A 21,774-nucleotide genomic window follows, 5' to 3' on the forward strand; every position below is an offset into this window, starting at 1 on the left:
CTACAGCGCTCCCGCTCCTTCTCTGATTAAGGCGACCAAAGGTGCTCGACGACTTCATCAATCAATTCTGGCCGTCGACCATCGACGGTCTGGCCCTCGGCGCGATCTACGCGCTGCTGGCGCTGGGCTACACGATGGTCTACGGCGTGCTGAGGCTGATCAACTTCGCGCACGCCGACCTGTTCATGGTCGGCACGTTCGCGGCCCTGTGGACCGTGCGCACGCTCGGCGTGTCCACCGCGGGCGGGTTCGCCCTGGTGGGGGTGGTGGCGCTGACCGCGGTGGTGGCCGGCGTGGTCACCGCCGGCAGCGCGATGCTCCTCGAGGTGACGGCGTACCGGCCGCTCCGAAAGAGGGGCGCGTCCCGGCTGGCCGCGCTGATCTCGGCCATCGGGGCGTCGATCTTCATCCAGCAGCTGTTCGCGACGGTGGTCGTGCACCGGGTGTTCGGGACCTCGGAGGAGGGCGGCCGGCTTCCCGTCGACGAGCACTTCAAGCAGCTCACGAACGTGGTGGACTACGGCCCGATCCAGATCAGCAACGACAAGCTGATCATCTTCATCGGAGCGGTGCTGATGATGGTGGCGCTCGACCAGTTCGTGAACCGGACCAAGCTCGGCCGCGGCATCCGCTCGACCGCGCAGGACCCGGAGACGGCCGTGCTCATGGGCGTCAACATCGACCGCGTCGTGTCGGTGACGTTCATGGTCGGCGGCGTCATGGCCGGCGTCGCGGCGGCGCTGTACTTCCTGCGCTTCGAGCAGACGAACTACTTCGTCGGCTTCCTGCTCGGCATCAAGGCGTTCACGGCGGCGGTCCTCGGCGGGATCGGCAACATCCGCGGCGCCCTGGCCGGCGGTTTCGTGCTCGGGCTGCTCGAGATGTACGGTTCGAGCCTGTTCGGCTCGCAGTGGCGGGACGTCGTCGCGTTCACCGTGCTGATCCTGGTCCTGATGTTCCGTCCCACCGGCATCCTCGGTGAGTCCCTCCAGCAGGCGCGCGCATGAACCTCACGAAGACGACCAACGGCAAGGCGGGCCGGCGCGGCCCCGGCCTCTCCCTCGACCCGCTGCGGAACTGGTGGGCGGGCGCCCCCGGCTGGCAGCGCTGGATCGTGTACCTCCTGCTCATCGTCGGCGCGATCTTCCTGCCGAGCGAGTCGATCGGCAGCTTCATGGCGCCGAGCGGCGCGAGCTGGCCGTCGATGCTCAGCGACCAGATCGCCATCTACGTGCTGCTGGCGCTCGGCCTGAACGTCGTGGTCGGCATGGCCGGCCTGCTCGACCTCGGCTACGTCGCGTTCTACGCGGTCGGCGGCTACACCATCGCGATCTTCGCCGTCCGGTACCACTGGAGCTTCTGGGAGACGCTCGTCCTGGCGATCCTGTTCTCGGCGCTGGCGGGCGTGATCCTGGGGGCCCCGACGCTGCGGCTGCGCGGCGACTACCTGGCGATCGTGACGCTCGGCTTCGGTGAGATCGTCAAGCGGACCGCGAACAACAGCTCGTTCGTGAACGGCCCGCGCGGCGTGCAGGGGATCCCGCACCCGCCGAGCCTGTCGGAGTTCGAGATCCTCGGCGTGCAGCCGCTGAAGTACGGGCTGCTGGACACGCGGCCGTACTACTACCTGCTGCTCGCGTTCATCATCGTCGCGATCATCTTCGTCCGGCGGCTGGACGCCTCGCGCGTCGGGCGGGCCTGGGCGTCGATCCGCGAGGACGAGGACGCGGCCGAGCTCATGGGCGTCCCGACGTTCAAGTTCAAGCTGGCGGCGTTCGCGATCGGCGCGGCCATCGGCGGCAGCGGCGGCGTCGTGTTCGCCGCGAAGCAGACGTCGATCCTGCCGGCGAACTTCGAGTTCATCGTGTCGGCGCTGATCCTGGCGGCGGTCGTGCTGGGCGGCTCGGGGAACATCCCCGGGGCGATCCTGGGCGCGTTCGTGGTGGCGTGGCTGCCCGAGCGGTTCCGGTTCCTGGACGAGTACCGCATGCTGATCTTCGGCGGCGCGCTCGTGCTGATGATGATCTTCCGTCCGGAGGGGCTGTGGCCGTCGCGGCGGCGCAAGGCCGAACTGGCGGAGGGCACCGGCGGCATGGGCAGCATGGGCGCCGAGGTCGCCGGCCCCGGCCAGTCCGAGACCGCGGAGGTGGGCAAGTGAGCGGGACGGACGAGCGCAAGCCGGTCCTGGAGCTCCAGGACGTCGTGATGCGCTTCGGCGGCGTCGTGGCGCTCAACAAGGTGAACATCACGATCCGCGAGGGCGAGATCTTCGCGTTGATCGGCCCGAACGGCGCGGGCAAGACGACGGTGTTCAACGTGACCACCGGCGTCTACCGGCCCACCGAGGGCGCGGTCGTGTTCGACGGCAAGCGCATCGACGGCAAGAAGCGCTATGTCGTGACGAAGCTCGGCGTCGCCCGGACGTTCCAGAACGTGCGGCTGTTCCACAACATGACCGCGCTGGAGAACGTCCTGGTGGGCACGGACGCCCACCACCGGACCGGTCTCGCCGGCGCCGCGCTCGGGCTGCCGTGGTTCCACCGCGAGGAGCGGCAGGGCCGGGAGCGGGCCCGCGAGCTGCTGGAGCTGGTGGGGGTCTCGCACCGGGCCGAGGAGGCCGCGAAGAACCTCCCGTACGGCGACCAGCGGCGCCTGGAGATCGCGCGGGCGCTGGGCACGAACCCGAAGCTGCTGCTGCTGGACGAGCCGGCGGCGGGCATGAACCCGGCGGAGAAGGTCGCCCTGCAGGACCTGATCCGCAGGATCCGCGACACCGGGGTGACCGTCCTGCTCATCGAGCACGACATGAGCCTCGTGATGGGGATCAGCGACCGGGTCGCGGTGCTGGACTTCGGGCAGAAGATCGCCGACGGCCTGCCGGCCGAGGTGCAGAACGACCCGCGCGTGATCGAGGCGTATCTGGGGGCTCCTGCCGATGCTTCTTGAGATCGAGGACATCCACGTCCACTACGGAAAGATCGCGGCGCTCAAGGGCATCTCGGTGTCCGTGAACGAGGGCGAGATCGTCACGCTGATCGGCGCGAACGGCGCCGGGAAGACGACGACGCTGAAGACGATCTCGGGTCTGCGGAACCTGACGTCCGGCTCGATCCGGTTCGACGGCCGCGACATCAGCCGGCTGGCGGGCCACAAGCGCGTCTCGGCCGGGATCGGGCAGGCGCCCGAAGGGCGCGGGATCTTCCCCGGGATGACCGTGGAGGAGAACCTCCTGATGGGCGCCTACGCCCGCAAGGACGACTCCTCCAAGGAGCTGGCGGAGGCCTACGAGCTGTTCCCGCGGCTGGCCGAGCGCAAGTCGCAGGCGGGCGGCACGATGTCCGGCGGCGAGCAGCAGATGCTCGCGATCGGGCGCGCGCTGATGGCCAGGCCGAAGGTGCTGCTGCTGGACGAGCCGTCCATGGGGCTCGCGCCGATGCTGGTGCAGCAGATCTTCTCGATCATCCAGGAGATCAACCGGCGCGGCACGACGGTGCTGCTGGTGGAGCAGAACGCCCAGCAGGCGCTGCAGATCGCGCACCGCGCGTACGTCCTGGAGACGGGCCGCGTGGTGAAGGCGGCGCCGGCGAGCGAGCTGCTCGACGACCCGCAGGTCCGCGCGGCCTACCTGGGCGGCGACCTGGGCGCGGCGGCCGAGCCGGAGGCGGCGTCCGGCGAGCCGGCCGCGTCCCCCGAGCGGGCCGAGCCGGCCGGGGCGGCCGACGCCTCCGGGGCGGCCGAGTCCGCGGACGACGCGGGAGAGGCCAAGTAGGGACACCCGTTTCGCGGCGCGCGCCCGCCGGGCCCGGTACGTCCGGTCCCGGCGGGCGCTTCCGCGTCCGGGGGCGCGATCAGGTGGGCGCGATCAGGGGAGCGCGATCTCGGCGGGGGCGGGGTCGCTCACGGCGCCGACCGGCGGAGACCCGTAGAGGCGGATCGCCTTCGTCCTGGTGCCGCGCGGTATGTCGAACCACAGGTCGAACTCGACCCGCATGGCCGCTCCGACCGACAGCCGCTCCGGCTGCCGTTTGATCATCGTGGCGTTGACGTCGGGGGAGTGGGCCCGGCCGTCGGTGGTGACGAGGCGCTGCTTCCAGGTGTCGAAGACCTGGATGTCGCGGCCGGTGTTGACGGCGAGGACGCGGACGCGGGTGAACGCGCCCTTCGCGTCCATCGCGGCGTGGGTGCCCATGACGTCGGTCATGGCGTCGCTGAAGCCGACGACGGTGAAGCGCATGTCGGCGCTCTGCCCGGTCTTGCCCTCGGGGACGGCCTCGCCCTCCCGGGCCTTCTCGGCGGGGATCTTGTAGGTGGGGAGCGATGCGGCCCCGCCGGAGCCGCCGCCGGAGCAGCCCGCGAGCAGGAGGGCGGCGGCGAGGCCCAGGGCGGCGGCGAGTCGCGGGGCGGCGGCCGGGCGGGTGCGCGGGTGATGGAGGCGCATGATCCGGAACGTACGGCCGATTGGGGACGCGCTGAACCCCGCGATCTCGTTTCGCAACCCAACCGCAACCGGTGACGGACCCATACCGGTGTCGAACAGGGGAGCCGCCCGTCCCCGGACATGCGTTGACCCGGGATCACCTTTGGGGCCGTACGAACCTTCCCCGGGCGCGTACGTTGTCTACTCGGTGATCCCGGGCCGTTCCGATCCACGCTACAGACCCCGGGCCGCGCATCGCAAAGAAAGCGCGGATCACGCCGCGCCGGGCGCTGGGTCAGGCGCCGGGGGGAGCGTCCCGCAGCATGCAGGTGAGCCGGGCGGTGCAGACCCGCCGGCCCTCGTCATCGGTGATCACGATGTCGTAGGTGGCGAGGGTGCGCCCGCCGTGCGCGCGGGTCGCCACGCCCGTCACGTACCCCTCGGTCGCCGACCGGTGGTGGGTGGCGTTGATCTCGATGCCGACGGCGACCCGGTCCGGACCCGCGTGCAGCGCCGATCCGGTGGAGCCGAGCGTCTCGGCCAGCACGCAGGACGCGCCGCCGTGCAGCAGACCGTACGGCTGGGTGTTGCCCTTGACCGGCATCCGCCCCACGACGCGCTCGGCCGACACCTCCAGGTACTCGACGCCCATCCGCTTCGCCAGGTCGCCGTGCCCGTCGAACTCCTCGCCGGAACTGATCTTCGCGGCCACTTCCTGCGGGGACATCCCGCCGGTGTCAGTCACTTACGCCTCCACACAACTGTCGTACGCGCAGACTAGAGTCCTGGTGTGGCGACGACACCAGCGACCCCTGACAAGCGCGACCGGCTTCTCCTGCTCGACGGGCATTCCCTCGCCTACCGGGCGTTCTTCGCCCTGCCGGTGGAGAACTTCTCCACCACCGACGGGCAGCCGACCAACGCCGTGTACGGCTTCACCTCGATGCTCATCAACGTGCTGCGCGACGAGCAGCCGTCCCACATCGCGGTGGCGTTCGACCGCTCGGAGCCGACGTTCCGGCACGAGCAGTACGTGGAGTACAAGGCCGGCCGGCAGAAGACCCCCGACGAGTTCCGCAGCCAGGTCAGCCTGATCTTCGAGGTCCTGGACGCGCTGCGCGTCCCGCGGCTGTCGGTCGCCGGCTACGAGGCCGACGACATCATCGCCACGCTGTCCGTGCAGGCCACCGCCGCCGGCCTCGACACCCTGGTCGTCACCGGCGACCGGGACGCGTTCCAGCTCGTCGACGAGCACGTCACCGTCCTGTACCCGGTCCGCGGCGTGTCCGAGCTCGCCCGCATGGACCCTGCCGCCGTCGAGGCCAAGTACGGCGTCCCGCCCGAGCGCTACCGCGAGCTGGCCGCCCTGGTCGGGGAGAGCAGCGACAACCTGCCCGGCGTGCCCGGCGTCGGCCCGAAGACCGCCGCGAAGTGGCTCACCAAGTACGGCGACCTCGACGCCCTCGTCGCCCGCGTCGACGAGATCAAGGGCAAGGCCGGCGACAACCTGCGCGAGCACCTCGCCGGGGTGCTGCGCAACCAGCAGCTCAACAAGCTCGACACCGAGGTCGGCCTGGAGCTGACGCCGCCGCAGCTCACCATGGGCCAGTGGGACCGCGACGAGATCCACACCCTCTTCGACTCGCTGCAGTTCCGCGTCCTGCGCGAGCGCCTGTACGCGTCGCTGTCGGCGGCCGAGCCCGAGGCCGACGAGGGCTTCGAGGTCGACCTCGAAGCGCTGGAGCCCGGCGCCCTCGGCGCCTGGCTGGACGCCAACGGCGGCGACCGCCTCGGCATCGCCGTCACCGGCACCTGGGGGCGCGGCACCGGCGAGATCACCGCGCTGGCCCTCGCGTCCAAGAAGGGCCCGGCCGTCAGCCTCGACCCCGCCGAGCTCATCGAGGACGACGAGCGCGCCCTCGCCGCCTACCTCGCCGACCCGGCGCGCCCCAAGGCGATCCACGAGGCCAAGGGCCCGATGCTGGCGCTGGCCGCCCGCGGCATGGCGCTCGCCGGCCTCACCAGCGACACCGCGCTGGCCGCGTACCTCGCGCTCCCCGGGCAGCGGACGTTCGACCTCGCCGACCTCGTCCTGCGCTACCTGCACCGCGAGCTGCGCAGCGAGACCGAGGACACGGGCCAGCTCACCCTGGACGGCTCCGGCGAGGAGGAGGCGGCCGAGGCCCTCGCCGTCCGCGCCCGCGCCGTCACCGAACTGGCCGACATCCTCGACAAGGACCTCGAGAAGCGCGGCGCCACACGCCTCCTGCACGAGGTGGAGCTGCCCCTCGTCGGCGTCCTCGCCGACATGGAGCGCGCGGGCATCGCCGTCGACGCCGACCACCTCGCGCACCTCTCGGCCTCCCTCGGCGGCCAGGTCAAGGAGCAGGAGCAGCAGGCCCACAACGCCGTCGGCCGCGAGTTCAACCTGGGGTCGCCCAAACAGGTCCAGCAGGTCCTGTTCGACGAACTGAACCTCCCCAAGACCAAGCGCACCAAGACGGGCTACACCACCGACTCCGAGGCCCTCACCACCCTCCTGGAGAAGGACGGCCACCCCGTCCTGGAGCACATCCTGCGCTGGCGCGAGGTCGCCAAGCTCAAGAGCATCGTCGACTCGCTCATCCCGATGCTCGACGACGCCGGCCGCATCCACACCACGTTCAACCAGATGATCGCCGCGACCGGCCGGCTCTCGTCCACCGACCCGAACCTGCAGAACATCCCGATCCGCACCGCCGAGGGCCGCCAGATCCGCGAGGCCTTCGTCGTCGGCGAGCCCTACGAGTCCCTCCTCACCGCCGACTACTCGCAGATCGAGCTGCGCATCATGGCGCACCTCTCCGAGGACGACGCCCTCCTGGAGGCGTTCGGCTCCGGCGCCGACTTCCACACCATCACCGCGTCCCGCGTCTTCGGCCTCCCGCCCGAGCAGATCGACTCCGAGCTGCGCGCCCGCATCAAGGCCATGAACTACGGCCTCGCCTACGGCCTGTCCGCCTACGGCCTCTCCCAGCAGCTCCGGATCTCCCCCGACGAGGCCCGCGGCCTCATGGAGGAGTACTTCGAGCAGTTCGGCGGCGTCCGCGACTACCTGCGCGACATCGTCGCCAAGGCCCGCCAGGACGGCTACACCGAGACGATCCTCGGCCGCCGCCGCTACCTGCCCGACCTCAACTCCGACAACCGCCAGCGCCGCGAGATGGCCGAGCGCATGGCCCTCAACGCCCCCATCCAGGGCTCCGCCGCCGACATCATCAAGGTCGCCAGCCTCAACGTCGACCGCGCCCTCCGCGACGCCGGCCTCACGTCCCGCATGCTCCTCCAGGTCCACGACGAACTGGTCTTCGAAGTCGCCCCCGGAGAACTCGACGCCCTGAAGACCCTCGTCAGCACACAGATGGCCGGCGCCTACGAACTACGAGCCCCCCTGAGCGTCTCCATGGGCACGGGAAGGACCTGGCAAGACGCGGCGCACTAGCTTGTTTGTCTTGCCTTCGGCGTCAGGCGCTGGGCGCGCCTTCCTTCCACAGGCAAAACGGCGATCGCTGCATCGCTCCGGCTCGCCTGGCGGCTCGCTGCGCGATCGCAACGTGTCGGTCGGTGCGGGCGGAGGTCAAGGACGTTCTCCTCAGCTCTCCACGTGGTGCTGAGCGGCCGGCTTCCGCTCGTGCGCGCCTTGCCGCGACGCGGGCCGTTGTCGCTCTCAGGTGGATGGGTTTGTTCTGGGTTCTGGTTGTTGGGACGGGCGGGCTTGGAACGGTAATGCGCTCTTTGGTTGATGCGGGGCGGGCGCGGGGGGTGCGTGGGGATCATGCGGGTACGCCGGTTGGTGTCCGTAGATGTCCGGGGGGTCGTACGCTGTCCCCCTGGTCCTGTTCGGGTCTACCGGCGGGGGTATCGTGCCTCTCCTTCACAAGATCGCTGGAGTTGTGATCGTCTGTGCCGTGGTGCTCGGGCTGACGTTGCCCGGGGAACGGCGGGGGCGGGACGAGGGGAAGGCGGCCGAGCGGGCCGGAGCGACGTCCGGGGCGACGCCGACGGCGCAGGCCGCGAAGGCGGGGCGGCCGCCCGCGCCGGGCGGGTCCGGGGCGGCGAGTGCGTCCGCGTCGGCGTCCGTGCCGATCGCCGCGGCGGCGGCCGGGGCCGTGGCCGTCAAGGCCAACGAGCTGGGGCAGGTGCCGGTGCTGATGTACCACCGCATCCTGAAGAAGCCCGAGATGTCGCTGGACCGGTCGACCAAGGAGCTGTACGACGAGCTGACGGGGCTCGCCAAGGACGGCTACTCCCCGGTCACGGCGGCGGAGTTCGTCGGCGGGCGGTTCAACGTCCCGGCGGGCAGGCATCCGGTGGTGCTGACGTTCGACGACAGCACGCCCGGCCATTTCGGCTTGGACGCGCAGGGCAACCCCAAGCCCGACACCGCGGTCGCGATCATCGAGCAGGTGGCGCGGGAGAACCCCGGGTTCCGGCCGGTCGCGACGTTCTACCTGAACAAGGAGCTGTTCGGGATGGACGACGCGCAGGCCGCCGCCGGGCTCGGATGGCTCCGGCAGCACGGCTTCGAGATCGGCAACCACACCGTGACGCACCCGAACCTGGCCGGCATGTCCGAGAAGGGCGTGCGCAAGGAGATCGGTGACATGGAGGACCGCATCGTCAAGCTCACCGGGGCGCACACCACGACGTTCGCGTTCCCGTTCGGGTCCGTCCCGAAGAAGGCGAAGTGGGCCGGGAAGCAGGACGGGCGGTACACCTTCCAGGGCATGTTCCTCGCGGGCTGGCGGCCGTCGCTCTCCCCGTTCGACGGCGACTTCGACCGGTGGAAGATCGACCGCGTCCGGTCCGAGGGCAAGATCAAGGAGAACGACTGCACGAAGTACTGCTCCACCGCGTGGCTGGAGTATCTGGACAAGAACCCCGATGAGCGGTACACATCTGACGGGGACCCGAACACCGTGACGTTTCCGAAGACCGCCGAGGACCGGATCGCCAAGGAGTACAGGGCCCGTGCGCGGACGTACTGATCATCGCCGCCCCGGGCGGATTGACCACGCGAGATCGGTCCCATATCCTGATCGCTGCGCTGTGGGCCTGCGCGCGCTTCGGACGGAGCAGGCTCGCGCTCGGTCAGGTCGGCGACAACGGTTCGGTTCACTGACGCGGCACGGTTCGCGTCCCATTCCGGTCTTCGGCAGGGCGGATAACGGCCCTCCGCGCACAACCCATACGACTTCCATGTCCGTACCGGAGCCAGCCGACACATGACGAGCAGCACCGAGGCCACCTCGACCACCCCGCAGGTAGCGGTCAACGACATCGGGTCCGAGGAAGCCTTCCTCGCGGCGATCGATGAGACCATCAAGTACTTCAACGACGGCGACATTGTCGAAGGCACTGTCGTCAAGGTCGATCGTGACGAGGTCCTCCTCGACATCGGCTACAAGACCGAGGGCGTCATCCCCTCGCGCGAGCTCTCCATCAAGCACGACGTCGACCCCAACGAGGTCGTCACCGTCGGAGACCACGTCGAGGCCCTCGTCCTCCAGAAGGAGGACAAGGAAGGCCGCCTGATCCTGTCCAAGAAGCGCGCCCAGTACGAGCGCGCCTGGGGCACGATCGAGAAGATCAAGGACGAGGACGGCATCGTCACCGGCACGGTCATCGAGGTCGTCAAGGGCGGTCTCATCCTCGACATCGGCCTGCGCGGCTTCCTGCCCGCGTCGCTGGTCGAGATGCGCCGCGTGCGCGACCTGCAGCCGTACGTCGGCCGCGAGCTCGAGGCGAAGATCATCGAGCTGGACAAGAACCGCAACAACGTGGTCCTGTCCCGCCGCGCCTGGCTGGAGCAGACGCAGAGCGAGGTCCGCCAGACCTTCCTCAACACCCTGCAGAAGGGCCAGGTCCGCAAGGGCGTCGTGTCGAGCATCGTCAACTTCGGCGCGTTCGTCGACCTCGGCGGGGTCGACGGCCTGGTGCACGTCTCCGAGCTGTCCTGGAAGCACATCGACCACCCGTCCGAGGTCGTCGAGGTCGGCCAGGAGGTCACGGTCGAGGTCCTGGACGTCGACATGGAGCGCGAGCGCGTCTCCCTGTCGCTCAAGGCCACGCAGGAAGACCCCTGGCAGCAGTTCGCCCGCACCCACCAGATCGGCCAGGTCGTGCCGGGCCGCGTCACCAAGCTGGTGCCGTTCGGCGCGTTCGTCCGGGTCGAGGAGGGCATCGAGGGCCTGGTGCACATCTCCGAGCTGGCCGAGCGCCACGTGGAGATCCCCGAGCAGGTCGTCCAGGTCGGCGACGAGATCTTCGTGAAGATCATCGACATCGACCTCGACCGGCGCCGCATCAGCCTCTCGCTGAAGCAGGCCAACGAGGGCGCCGCCAGCATGGAGGAAGAGGACTTCGACCCCACGCTGTACGGCATGCCCGCCGAGTACGACGACCAGGGGAACTACAAGTACCCCGAGGGCTTCGACGCCGACACCGGCGAGTGGCTGGAGGGCTTCGACGAGCAGCGGGAGACCTGGGAGCGGCAGTACGCCGAGGCCCGTACCCGCTTCGACGCCCACCGCAAGCAGATCGAGGAGGCCCGCAAGGCCGAGGCGGAGGCCGACACCACGCCCGCGAGCAGCAGCACCGGCGGCGGCGGCGAGACCTCCTACTCCGGCGGCGGCGAGAGCGAGTCCGGCGGTGGCGCCCTCGCCACCGACGAGGCGCTCGCCGCGCTGCGGGAGAAGCTCTCCGGCGGTCAGTGAGCCGCGTCCCTTCCCCGGCGGACGGCCCGTCCGGCCGCCGGGGGAGCGGAGGCCGGTGACCGCGCGCCGATGGCGCGCACCCGCCGTCCGCACGGTGCCGCCGCGGCGGCCCGCGCGGCCGGACGGTGAACAACACGAACACGGCCGGAGAACGATCTTCTGGATCGGCCTCCGGCCGTGCTTCGCTTGCGTCACGATGGCGGGGGCCCGTGCGCCGCGGCGCCGTCGCCCCACCCCCCGAAGGTCCGCTCGTCCCCGGGAGCACTCGTTCAATTGGCCAGCACAGACGCCGGCGCCTCCGCCGGCACCAGGACCGGCGGCCCCGCCGAGGCCGGCCCCTCGATCGTCCCGCAGGGCCCCGCACGGCTCGCGCTGATCGCGGTCACGGTCGCGGTGCTCGCGCAGACCCTGCGGTTCTCGCTGCCGCAGCTCGACCACTTCGCCGACCAGACGGGCACCGCGCTCGCCGCGGTCGGCGTGCTGCTCATCTACCTCGCGGGGTTCGCCGCCCCGCTGATCCGCCGCGCGGCCGGCCCGCGCGGGCTGCTGCTCGCCGGCGTCGGCGGGCTGTTCGCCGTCCGGCTGCTCGCGCAGGCCATCGACCCGCGGACCTGGCTGGCGTTCGCCGGCACCGCGATCGGCATGATCGCCGTCGCGGCGCTGTTCGAGGGCGCCCGCGGCCTGTCCGGCGTCGGGTTCGCCACCGCGGTGATCGCGGGCCTGTCCATCGACGGCGCGGTGCGGATGTGCTTCGCCACCTGGGACCCGGTGTGGCGGGACGGCGCCGGCCCCTGGCTGGCCTGCCTGGCGTTCGTCGCCGTGGGCGCCGCCGCCCTCTACCGCGAGCTGGCCTCCGGGCCCGTCAGCGCCCCCGGGGTGTCGTGGCGGGACGCGCTGGGCGCCGCCGCGCTCGGGCCGTTCCTCGCGCTGGAGATCCTCGTGCTGTCCAGCCCCGCGTTCGTCGCGTCGTCCGGCTGGCAGTCGCTGACCGGCGCGCACGTCACGATCGTGATCGGGCAGGGCTGTGCGCTGGCGTTCCTCGCGTCCGGGCTCGCGGTGCGCGCGGTGCCGGGCGGCCTGTGCGTGCTCGGCGGGACGGTCCTCGGCGTCGGCACCGGCGCCGTCGCCGGGACGTACGCGGTCTCCGGCATCGAGGTCGTGCCCGTCGTCATCGTCGGCCAGGTGATGGCGGCGTGGCTGCTGGCCGTGGCGGTGCGGGCGCCGCTGCGCCGCGCCGGGACCGGCGGGCCGGTCTGGCGGATCGACGCCGGGGCCGCGCTCGGCGGCCTGCTGATCGCCGCGATCCTGGTCCCGTACCAGGTCAGCGCGGTGTCGCCGCTGCCGTTCCCGAACAATCTGCTGCCCGGCCTCGCCGGGATCCTGCTCGGCGCGCTCGCGGCGTTCGCCGCGGCCCGCGGCGGGCCGCTGCCCGCCCGCGCCCCGCTGCGCGCCCTCACCGCGGGCGCCGCCGCCCTGGTGCTCCTCGCCGGCACGCTGGTGTTCACCGTGGCGGCACCGGACGGGGAGGCGCGGCCCGCGGCGGCCGGCGCCGGCCATGTGCGGGTCCTCAGCTACAACATCCACGACGCCGTCGACCAGTCCGGGCAGCTCGACCCGGAGGGCATCGCCCGCGTCATCGAGGGGCAGCGGGCCCAGGTCGTCCTGCTGCAGGAGGCGGGCCGCGGCGCGCTGACGTCCGGGACCACCGACGTCGGCGTGTGGCTGTCGCGCCGGCTCGGCATGAAGCTGATCTGGGGCCCGGCCGCCGACGGCCAGTTCGGGAACGCGATCCTGACGTCGCTGCCGGTGCGCAGTTCCGGCACGGGCCGGATGCCGCGCGGCGACTGGTCGCAGATCCGCGGGTACGTGTGGGCGCGGCTCTCCGTCGGGAAGAGCACGATGGACGTGTGGTCGACGCACCTGGAGGGCGGCGACGACCAGGCCGACGAGCGGTCCCGGGAGATCGCGGCGCTGCTGCGGGCCTGGGGCGGCGCGCCCCGCACGATCATCGGCGGCGACTTCAACACCGACGCGGGCAGCCCGGAGCTGGCCGCGATGACCGACGGCACGGACCTGCGCAGCGCCGCGCTCGGCGGCGAGCCGTACCCGACCCGGCCCGACGGCTCCACGCACGACTGGATCTTCGGGTCGGACGGCATCCTGGTCACCGACTACGAGGTGCCGAAGTCGGCGGCGTCCGACCACTATCCGGTCGCGGTGACCGTCCGGATCGGGCGGTGAGCGGCCCCGGCGGCCGTCCGGCGCTAGGGTCGTGCGCATGACGCGGCGGACCCGGGACCGCGGGCGGCCCGCCCGCGGCGACGGGAGCGGACCGGAGGGAACGGCGATGAGCGAACCGCCGGTCGTGATCGAGCGGGCGGGCCCCGCGGACGCGGGGGAGCTGACGACCGTCCAGCGCGCCGCCTACGTGGCGGAGGCGCAGCTGTACGGCGACCCGTTCCTCCCGCCGCTGGTCGAGTCGGTCGAGCAATTGCGCAAGGTGCTGGAGACGGACGCGGTGGTGCTGAAGGCGGTGCGGGACGGCCGCCTCGTCGGCGCGGTCCGCGCCCAGTTCAGCGACCACACGTGCCTGGTGGGGCGGCTCGTCGTCGTCCCCGACCTGCAGGGCCGCGGCATCGGGCGGCGCCTGCTGGCGGAGCTGGAGGCCGAGGTCGCCGGGCGGGTGGACGCCTGCGTGCTGTTCACCGGGCATCTCAGCGAGTCGAACCTGCGCCTGTACCGCCGCCTCGGCTACAGCGAGACCCACCGCGAGCGCGTCGCCGCGCACCTCACCCTCGTGCACATGCGCAAACCCCTCGTCCCGGCCGGAACCGGGTAGCCGTTAGGGTGAGCCCCGTGCTGAAAGTGGGACTCACCGGCGGTATCGGGTCGGGCAAGAGCGAGGTGTCCGCGCGGCTGAGCGAGCGCGGCGCGGTGGTCATCGACGCCGACAAGATCGCCCGTGAGGTCGTGGAGCCGGGCACCCCCGGTCTCGCCGCCGTCGTGGCGGAGTTCGGCGAGGACGTGCTCCTGCCGGACGGCGCCCTGGACCGGGAGAAGGTCGGCAGGATCGTGTTCGCCGACGCCGGCCGGCTCGCGGCGCTCAACGCGATCGTCCACCCCCTCGTCGGCGAGCGGATGCAGGAGCTGATGGACGCCGCCCCCGCCGGCGCGGTCGTCGTCTACGACGTCCCCCTGCTGGCGGAGAACGGCCTCGCCCCCATGTACGACGAGGTCGTCGTCGTGGACGCCCCCGAGGAGACCCAACTCGACCGCCTGGTCGCCCGCCGCGGCATGACCGAGGAGGACGCCCGCGCCCGCATGGCGAACCAGGCGTCCCGCGACGAGCGCCGCGCCGTCGCCACCCACGTCATCGACAACTCCGGCACCCTGGACGACCTGAAGGCCCAGGTCGACGCCCTCTGGGAGACCCTCACCCGCCGCGCCGCCCGCTAGAACGGGGCGTCGAGGGGGAGGCGGTGGACCTCGGTGAGGTAGGGGTCCAGTTCGCCCGGTTCGAAGCGGCACATGCCGACGGCGTACCAGAACTCGGCGGTGGCGTTGCCCTCCCACTTGTAGCGGCCGTCGGGGGCCAGGGCGGCCCAGCCCTCGGCGAGGCCGAGGAGGGTGGCGCGGCGGGCGGGGGCGTCGCGGTCGGCGACGTCCCAGAGGATGACGGCGCCGTCGTCGCCCGCGGTGGCGAGGAGCGTGCCGTCCGGGCTGAACGCGGCCGACCAGACGCGGCGGGTGTGGCCGGTGAGGGTGTGCAGGAGGCGTCCGCTGGACGGGTTCCAGAGGCGCACCACCATGTCGTCGCCCGCGCTGGCGAGCATGGCCCCGGACGGGTGGAACGCGGTCGTCCAGAGGCGGCCGTCGTGTCCGGTGAGGGTGTGCAGAGCCTCCCCGGTGGACGGGTCCCAGAGGCGGACGGTGCCGTCGTTGCTCGCGCTGGCGAGGCTCTCGCCGGACGGTGAGAACACCACCCGGTAGACGCGGTCGGTGTGGCCCCGCAGCGCGGCGGTGAGCTCGCCCGTGCGGGGGTGCCAGAGGCGGACGACGCCGTCGTCGCAGCCGGTGGCGAGCAGCGCGCCGCCCGGCTGGAAGTCGATGGAGCGGACCCGGCCCCGGTGGTCGGCGAGGTTGACGATCTCGCGGCCGGTCGTCCAGTACCAGAGGCGGACGGTGTCGTCGTCGTTGGCGGTGGCGAGGACGTCCCCGGCGGGCGCGAACGCCTGCGCCCACACGTGGTCGGTCTCGACGTTCAGCTCGCGTTCGAAGGCCCCGGTGCCGGCCTGCCACAGGTGGACGCCGCCGTCGTTGGTGGCGGTGGCGAGCTGGGAGTCGCGGGTGTTGAACACGGCGGAGGTGAGGTTGTCGGCGACGCCGCGCAGCTCCCGGATCATCCGGCCGGAGCGCGGCTCCCAGAGCCGGACGAGGCCGTCGTTGCCGCTGGCGGCGAGCATGCCGCCGTCCGGGCTGAACGCGACGCCGGTGACGCGGCGGCCGTGGCCGCGCAGCACCGCCCGACACTGCCCGGTCTCGGCGTCCCACAGCCGGGCGGTGCCGTCGTTGCTGCTGGTGGCGAGCTGGGCGCCGTCGGGGCGGAACGCGAACGGCCACACGGCGCCGCGGTGCCCGGCGAGTTCGAGGCGCTGCCGCCCGGTCGCGGGGTCCCACAGCCGGACCGACCCGGCGCTGTCGGCGGTGGCGAGGCGGCCCCCGTCCGGGCTGAAGGTCGCCTGGTAGATGCCGCCGCCGTGGCCGGACAGGACGCTGCGCTGCCGGCCGCCCTCCCAGATGCGGACGGACCCGTCGGTGTCGCCGGTGACGAGGAGCCCGCCGCCGGGGTGGAAGGCGATGGCGTAGACGCGCCCGGTGTGGCCGAGGAGCTCCCGGCCGATCTCGCCGGTGCGGATGTCCCAGAGCCGGACGACGCCGGCCTCGTCCCCGGCCGCGAGGAGGGAGCCGTCCGGGTGGAAGACGGCGCGGAACACCGCGCCCCGGTGCCCGGTCAGCTCGCGCCGCAGCGCGCCCGTGGCCAGGTCCCAGACGCGCAGTGTGCCGCCCGCGTCGCCGGTGACCATGAGGGAGCCGGCGGGGTCGAACACGGCGGTGTAGACGGGCGCGGTGTGCCCGGAGAGCTCGTGGAGGAGCGCGCCGGACGCGGTGTCCCAGACGCGGACGGTCCCGTCGGCGGCGCCCGCCGCGACGAGGTCGGCGCCCGACGGTGCGCGTCCGCCGACGACGACCGGCCACACGCCCTCGGGGTGGACGGCGAGGGTGTGCGCCGCGTGCCCGGTGGCGAGGTCCCACAGCCGGACGGTCCCGTCCGCCGAGCCGCTCGCCAGGAGGTTGCCGCGGGAGTCGAACGCCACCGCGTAGGCGCGGTCGGTGTGGCCCTGGAGGGTGCGCAGCGGGGTGCCCGTGACGGCGTCGCACACGAGGACGCCGCCGTCCTCGCTGCCCACGGCCAGGACGGACCCGCCGGGGCTGTAGGCGAGCGGCTGCGGGAGGCGGCTGGTCTGGAAGTGGAACCCGTAGGGGACGCCGACCGCGGGCGGCGCGATCTGGATGTCGATGGGGCGCCCCGGCGCGATCGCGGCCTCGCGCAGCTCGGGCGCGGCGGCGATCCGGTCGGGGAGGTCGGCGTCGACGAGCGCGGCGCGCGTCCAGCGGCTGCCGTCGACGGCGACGTCCCGCAGGTCGGCGCGGGCGAGCCGGGCCCGGGACAGGTCGGCGCCGCGCAGGTCGGCCCCGGTGAGGCGCGCCTCGTCCAGGCGGGCCCCGGCGAGCGAGGCGTCCCGCAGGACCGCGCGCGACAGGTTCGCGCCGACGAGCTGCGCGTCGGTGAGGTCGGCGCCGGTGAGGTCGACCTCCTGCAGGTCGCGGTAGGACAGGTCCTCGCCCTGGAGGCGGGCGCCGCGCAGGTCGGTGCGCGCCGGGGTCCGCAGCCGGGTCGTGACGCGGATGGCGTTGGCGCGGGCCAGGTCGCCGGCGTCCGGGTCGGCGAGGACGCCCGCCGCCCAGTCCTGGCAGGCGCGCGTGTCGGCGAGGTCGCACAGGAAGTCGACGGTGAGCTGGGTCAGGGCGCGGCGGCCGAGCGCGGCGGGCGCCGGCTCCCGCGCGAACTCGTCGGCGATGTGCCGCGCGACGAGCCACTCCATCACCGAGGCGTGGATGAACCCGAACAGGCCCTCGTCGGTGCGGACGAGCAGGCTCCCGGCGCCGACGGCGTGCGTGACCTGGTGCGGCGACATCCGGCCGCCGGCGAGGCCGGTGAGGGTGTCGGCGACGTCCCCCATCTCGGCGAGGCTGAGGAACTGCTCGTTGCCCTCCCACAGCCGCAGCGCGAGCGTGCCCACGGCCTGCCACATGTCCTCGGCCTTCAGCCCGGACGGCCCGCCGGCGCCGCCGACCCGCTCGGCCTCGTACGCCAGCCAGGACGACAGGATCTCGTGGTACAGGTCGGCGGGGGACACGGCGCGGCGGGCCTGCGCGACCGCGCGCAGCCGGTCCTCGGGCAGGTCGGCGATGAACGACAGCATCCGCGGGTTGGACGTCAGCGCGAGCAGCTCCTCGATGCCCGCGAGCAGGGTGAGCCGCGCCTCGGCGGCCGCCTCGTCCCCGTACCGGTTCACCAGGTAGGAGCGGACCTGCGGCGGCGCGAACTCCTCCAGGCCGAGGACGCGCCGGTGCGGCAGCACGCCGACCTTCTCGCCGAGGGCGGTCAGCACCTGCGCCTGCGACTTGAAGTGCTGCGTGCGGCTCGCCACCACGATCTTCGCCTTGTCCCGGGCGGCCTGCAGCAGCGTGTCGAGGTGGTCGGCGGCCTGGTCGTAGGTCATCCGCGTCACCAGCTCGTCGAACCCGTCGAAGAGCAGGACGATGCGGCCCTGGCGGAGCATGTAGTGGAACGCCTTGAGGTCGATCAGCTCCTCGCCGTGGTTGGCGAGGTGCGCGGCGACCAGGCCGTCCACCGAGTGCGCCTTGTCCAGCGCGCGCAGCTCGATCAGGATCGGGACGACGTGCGGCAGCTCCGCGGGGATGCGGCGGGCCAGCTCGCGCAGCGCGAACGTCTTGCCGCGCCCGAAGTCGCCCAGCAGCAGCAGGAACCGCCCGTGGTCGGCGGCCAGCAGCCGCAGCATCTCGCCGACGACGTCCTCGCGGACGTCCCCGGCCGGGCGCGCCCCCTCCTCCGGCGCCTGGAGGCGGTCGAGCTCCTGGAAGCGCTGCGGGACGTACAGGGACGGCGGGTACAGCCCGTCGGCCGACAGCCGCGCCGTCTGCGCCGCCACGTACTCCGACAGGTCGAGCAGCCCCTGGAACTCGGTGAGGCTGCGCACCCGGATGCCGCGCCGCAGCGCGTCCTCGCGCAGGGACCGGGACGGCGCCGGCCCCAGGTACACGAGCTCGGACCCGTGGTCGGCGCCGTCGGCGTGGACGTGCCGGATGAAGGCGTCCACGTCCGCCTCGGTCACCTGCCCGACGTGGGCGCCGATGCGGTACTGGCGGACGAAGCCGTCCTCCAGGTGGGTGAGCAGCAGGTGCGGCGGGTCGGACCGGCCCCCCTCGCGGGCGGGCGGGACGATCCGCCGGATGGTCGCGCGCTCGAACCGCGTCTCGCACGCCTCCGTCAGCCGGTCGAGGAGCCGGGACGCGGGGTCGGGGACGGGGTCGGCCGCGCCGTTCCCGGCCGGCCCGAGCTCCGGGACGGGCGGGGCGGGCGGGGTCTCCGCGCGCGGCGCCGGGAACGTTCCGCCGGCGTTCGGCCAGGACCGTTCGAGGCGTTCGGGGCCGCGCCGGGCGGCGTCCTCGGGGATCCACCGCTCCAGGCCGTCCCGGCGCAGGACGACGATCTGGTGGCGGCCGGGCCCGAGCGCCGGGACGGCCGGGACCCCGCCGCCGAGCAGCGGGACGGCCCCGAACTCCGACTCCGTCCCCTGGAAGAACAGGTTGACGTGCGCGCCGAGCAGCGTCTCCACCGTCTCGGGGTCGCGCAGCGCGCCGGGCTCCCCGGCGATGGGCGTGTGCTCGACGGCGGCCAGCCGGAGCCACCCCTCGCCCTCGAAGTGCCGCAGCCGCTCGTTGAACCACGCGGCCTGGGCCCGGCCGACGCGCCCGTAGCGGTCCTCCTCGCGGTGGGTCTGCGGCAGGGTCGAGTTGAGGCCGGCGACCACGACCCGCAGGTCGGGGACGGGGAACAGCGTCCACGGCTGCGCGCTGTCGAAGATCAGCGCGTCGATGCCCTGGTAGAACTCCTTGAACAGGCCCGCGTAGTGCCGCCACTTCGGCCAGTACGGCGGCTGCGGCTCGATGTCGTCGGCCTCGCAGCTGGAGAAGTACGCCTGGCAGGCGGCGCGGGTGACGTCGTGGGTGCCCGGCACGACCACGACGCGCTGCGCCTCCAGCCCGAGCAGCGCCCGCAGGCTGGTGAGGAACGACAGCGCCTCGGCGAACTCCTTGCGGCTGCCCGAGTGGGTGATGTTGCCGGTGACGACCAGCAGGTCGGGGCGCGGCACGCCGGAGTCGGCGAGGCGCGTCACGTCGCTCCAGATGCGGTCCTGCAGCTCGGTCGCGGTGGTCGGCTCGCCCGGCTCGGCGAGCGTCCGGCCGAACCTGGGCCCCGAGACGTGCAGGACGCTGAGATGCCCGCGGGCCTCGTGGCCGCCGCCCGCGGCCGGGAACGCCGGCGCGGCGGCGGGCGCCCGCCGGGCGGGACGCTCCCCGGCCGGCTCCTGCGGGCCCTCAGGCCGCTCCAGGCGGCCCGGCGGCGTGCCCGCGCCTTCCGGCGGCGGGGCGCCGCCGCCCGGGAACCCCGGGCCGTCCAGGGGGCGCGCATGGCCGGCGAGGGCCTCGGCGATGCGGCGCATCAGCAGCCCGCGCGCCTCGTCCGGGTCGTCGATCCCCACCAGGTCCACGTAGGTGATCGTGGAGAGCAGGCCGTCGATCGGGCAGTCCTCGATCCGGACCGTGACGAGCTTGCGGGCCGGGTCGTCGGGGTCGGCGCGCAGCGCCGCCATCCACTCCAGCCTCCCGTACCGGGAGCGCAGGTAGTTGCGCGACAGCACCGCCACCACGGCCTTGGCCTCCGACAGGCCCCGGTCCATGAAGTCGATGAAGTTGGTCCCCGGCACGAAGTCCCACGCCTGCATCATCGTCCGGTGGCCGGCGGCCTCCAGCTGCCAGGCGATCCACGACGCCCACCGCTCGTCGGCGGGGGAGTAGCTGATGAAGAAGTCGGTCGGACGCTCCTGCCCTGTACGGCCGCCGGGGGTTGTCATGCCGCCAGTATCGCGCGGAGCGGCGGGGAAAGCAGCGGCCCGCGCCGTCTTCGGATCTTGGTCAGGGCGCGCGTTATGGGATCATGGCGGCCGTGCCGCCTCGGATGGAGACCCTGCGCCGCGCCGCCGGCTCCCTGGGCGTTCTCGACTGGATCCGCCTCGGCGTCCTCGCGCTGGGCCTCGTGTTCGTCGCCACCGGCCTGCTGCCCGCCGGCACGGCGCGGGCCAGTATCGGACGGATCGCGCCGCTCCTCCTCTTCCTCTTCAGCGTCATCGTCCTGGCCGAGCTGACCAAGGAGGCCGGGGTCTTCGACGCGATCGCGCAGCGGATGGCGCGGGCCGGGCGCGGCAACTACGCCGCGCTGTTCCTGCTGTGCGTGGCGTTCGCGTCGCTCACCACGATCTTCCTCAACCTCGACACGACCGCCGTGCTGCTGACGCCGGTCATGCTGGCGCTCGCGGCGCGCGCGCGGATCGCCACCCTGCCGCTGGCCATGACGACCGTGTGGCTGGCCAACACCGCGAGCCTCCTGCTGCCGGTGTCCAACCTGACCAACCTGCTCGCCGCCGAACGGGTGGCGCTGGAGACCCGCGCCTTCGCGGCCCGCATGTGGCTGCCGCAACTGGCCGTCCTGGCCGTCACCATGGCGCTGCTGTGGGCGTTCTACTGGCGGCGGAGCATGCGCGGCGAGGACGTGTACGATCCGCCCGAGCCGGTGCCCGTCCGCGACCGGGTGCTGTTCTCCGCCACCGGGGCCGCCTGCCTGCTGTTCATCGGCGCGATCCTCGCCGGGGTGCACACCGGCGTCCAGCTCGGCATCGCCGCGACCGTCGCCGCCGTCGTGGCCGTCGCCGCCTTCGCCGTGCGGGACCGGTCGGCGCTGCGCCCGGCCCTCGTCCCGTGGCAGCTCCTGGTGTTCGTCACCGGGCTGTTCCTGGTCGTCCCCACGCTCGAACGGTTCGGCCTGGACGACGTGATGCGCGCCTTCGTCGGCCAGGACGGGGACGCCGTGGGGGCCCTGCGGGCGGCGTTCTCCGGGGCGGGGCTGTCGAACGTCCTCAACAACCTCCCGGCGTACGTCGCGGGGGAGTCGGCCGTACCGGCGTCCAACAAGGACCAGCTTCTCTCCCTGCTCGTCGGCACGAACGTGGGGCCCGTCATCACACCGTGGGGGTCGCTCGCCACGCTGCTGTGGTTCGAGTGGTGCCGCAGGTGGGACGTGCGCGTCCCGATCCGCAAGTTCGTCCTGACGGGGACGGTCCTGGCGGTGCTCGGCTGCGCGGCCTCCGTGGGGGCCCTGCTGCTGACCTAGCAGGCGCC

14 protein-coding genes are annotated in these 21,774 nt (G+C 72.8%); 11 read left to right on the plus strand and 3 right to left on the minus strand.

What is annotated here, in order from left to right; genetic code table 11:
* Positions 1-41: 41 nt before the first annotated feature.
* Genes SM611_RS28695 through SM611_RS28710 form a run of 4 tightly spaced genes read left to right on the plus strand, consistent with a single transcriptional unit; the run spans position 42 to position 3,769 of the window.
* A complete protein-coding gene (locus SM611_RS28695; protein WP_371953405.1) occupies positions 42-1,007 on the plus strand; it encodes a branched-chain amino acid ABC transporter permease in 966 nt (321 codons plus the stop codon).
* Complete coding sequence (locus SM611_RS28700) at positions 1,004-2,158, plus strand: branched-chain amino acid ABC transporter permease (protein WP_371953407.1); 1,155 nt, start codon at positions 1,004-1,006, stop codon at positions 2,156-2,158. The genes SM611_RS28695 and SM611_RS28700 overlap by 4 nt, the downstream gene beginning before the upstream one ends.
* Positions 2,155-2,946, plus strand: coding sequence for an ABC transporter ATP-binding protein (locus SM611_RS28705; RefSeq protein ID WP_443112148.1), 792 nt, complete (start codon positions 2,155-2,157; stop codon positions 2,944-2,946). The genes SM611_RS28700 and SM611_RS28705 overlap by 4 nt, the downstream gene beginning before the upstream one ends.
* Positions 2,936-3,769: an ABC transporter ATP-binding protein gene (locus SM611_RS28710; protein WP_371953408.1), complete on the plus strand. Its 834-nt coding sequence runs from the start codon at positions 2,936-2,938 to the stop codon at positions 3,767-3,769. Before SM611_RS28705 ends, SM611_RS28710 begins: the two co-directional genes overlap by 11 nt.
* A 93-nt stretch (positions 3,770-3,862) precedes the next feature.
* Here SM611_RS28710 and SM611_RS28715 read toward each other — a convergent pair whose 3' ends face one another.
* Both SM611_RS28715 and SM611_RS28720 read right to left on the minus strand, forming a co-directional pair.
* The gene (locus SM611_RS28715; protein WP_371953410.1) at positions 3,863-4,438 is read right to left on the minus strand and encodes a DUF4352 domain-containing protein; all 576 of its coding nucleotides are present in this window, start codon (positions 4,436-4,438) and stop codon (positions 3,863-3,865) included.
* 274 nt (positions 4,439-4,712) lie between these two features.
* Positions 4,713-5,144, minus strand: a complete 432-nt coding sequence (locus SM611_RS28720; RefSeq protein WP_371953559.1) for a PaaI family thioesterase — start codon at positions 5,142-5,144, stop codon at positions 4,713-4,715.
* 63 nt (positions 5,145-5,207) lie between these two features.
* Here SM611_RS28720 and polA point away from each other — a divergent pair, with 63 nt between their 5' ends.
* The 6 genes from polA (at position 5,208) to coaE (ending at position 14,628) form a co-directional block, all read left to right on the plus strand.
* On the plus strand, positions 5,208-7,898 hold the full coding sequence (gene polA / locus SM611_RS28725) for a DNA polymerase I (protein WP_371953411.1): 2,691 nt from the start codon (positions 5,208-5,210) through the stop codon (positions 7,896-7,898).
* 466 nt (positions 7,899-8,364) lie between these two features.
* Entirely contained in the window at positions 8,365-9,444 is a 1,080-nt protein-coding gene (locus SM611_RS28730) for a polysaccharide deacetylase family protein (RefSeq protein WP_371953412.1), read from the plus strand.
* 237 nt (positions 9,445-9,681) lie between these two features.
* The gene (rpsA, locus tag SM611_RS28735) at positions 9,682-11,172 is read left to right on the plus strand and encodes a 30S ribosomal protein S1 (protein ID WP_371953414.1); all 1,491 of its coding nucleotides are present in this window, start codon (positions 9,682-9,684) and stop codon (positions 11,170-11,172) included.
* Positions 11,173-11,445: 273 nt separating this feature from the next.
* The gene (locus tag SM611_RS28740) at positions 11,446-13,413 is read left to right on the plus strand and encodes an endonuclease/exonuclease/phosphatase family protein (protein ID WP_371953415.1); all 1,968 of its coding nucleotides are present in this window, start codon (positions 11,446-11,448) and stop codon (positions 13,411-13,413) included.
* Positions 13,414-13,519: 106 nt separating this feature from the next.
* A complete protein-coding gene (locus tag SM611_RS28745; RefSeq protein ID WP_371953416.1) occupies positions 13,520-14,011 on the plus strand; it encodes a GNAT family N-acetyltransferase in 492 nt (163 codons plus the stop codon).
* Between the two features lie 17 nt (positions 14,012-14,028).
* Entirely contained in the window at positions 14,029-14,628 is a 600-nt protein-coding gene (coaE, locus tag SM611_RS28750; RefSeq protein WP_371953418.1) for a dephospho-CoA kinase, read from the plus strand.
* Here the strand turns inward: coaE and SM611_RS28755 are convergent.
* Positions 14,625-20,453, minus strand: a complete 5,829-nt coding sequence (locus SM611_RS28755) for a WD40 domain-containing protein (protein WP_371953420.1) — start codon at positions 20,451-20,453, stop codon at positions 14,625-14,627. The two genes, coaE and SM611_RS28755, sit on opposite strands and share 4 nt — an antisense overlap.
* A 92-nt stretch (positions 20,454-20,545) precedes the next feature.
* On the opposite strand from SM611_RS28755, the gene SM611_RS28760 reads away from it, so the two are divergent.
* Entirely contained in the window at positions 20,546-21,766 is a 1,221-nt protein-coding gene (locus tag SM611_RS28760; protein WP_371953422.1) for an ArsB/NhaD family transporter, read from the plus strand.
* Positions 21,767-21,774: the final 8 nt, after the last annotated feature.

The sequence above is a fragment of the Actinomadura monticuli genome (assembly GCF_041463655.1).
Lineage (GTDB): Bacteria > Actinomycetota > Actinomycetes > Streptosporangiales > Streptosporangiaceae > Spirillospora > Spirillospora monticuli.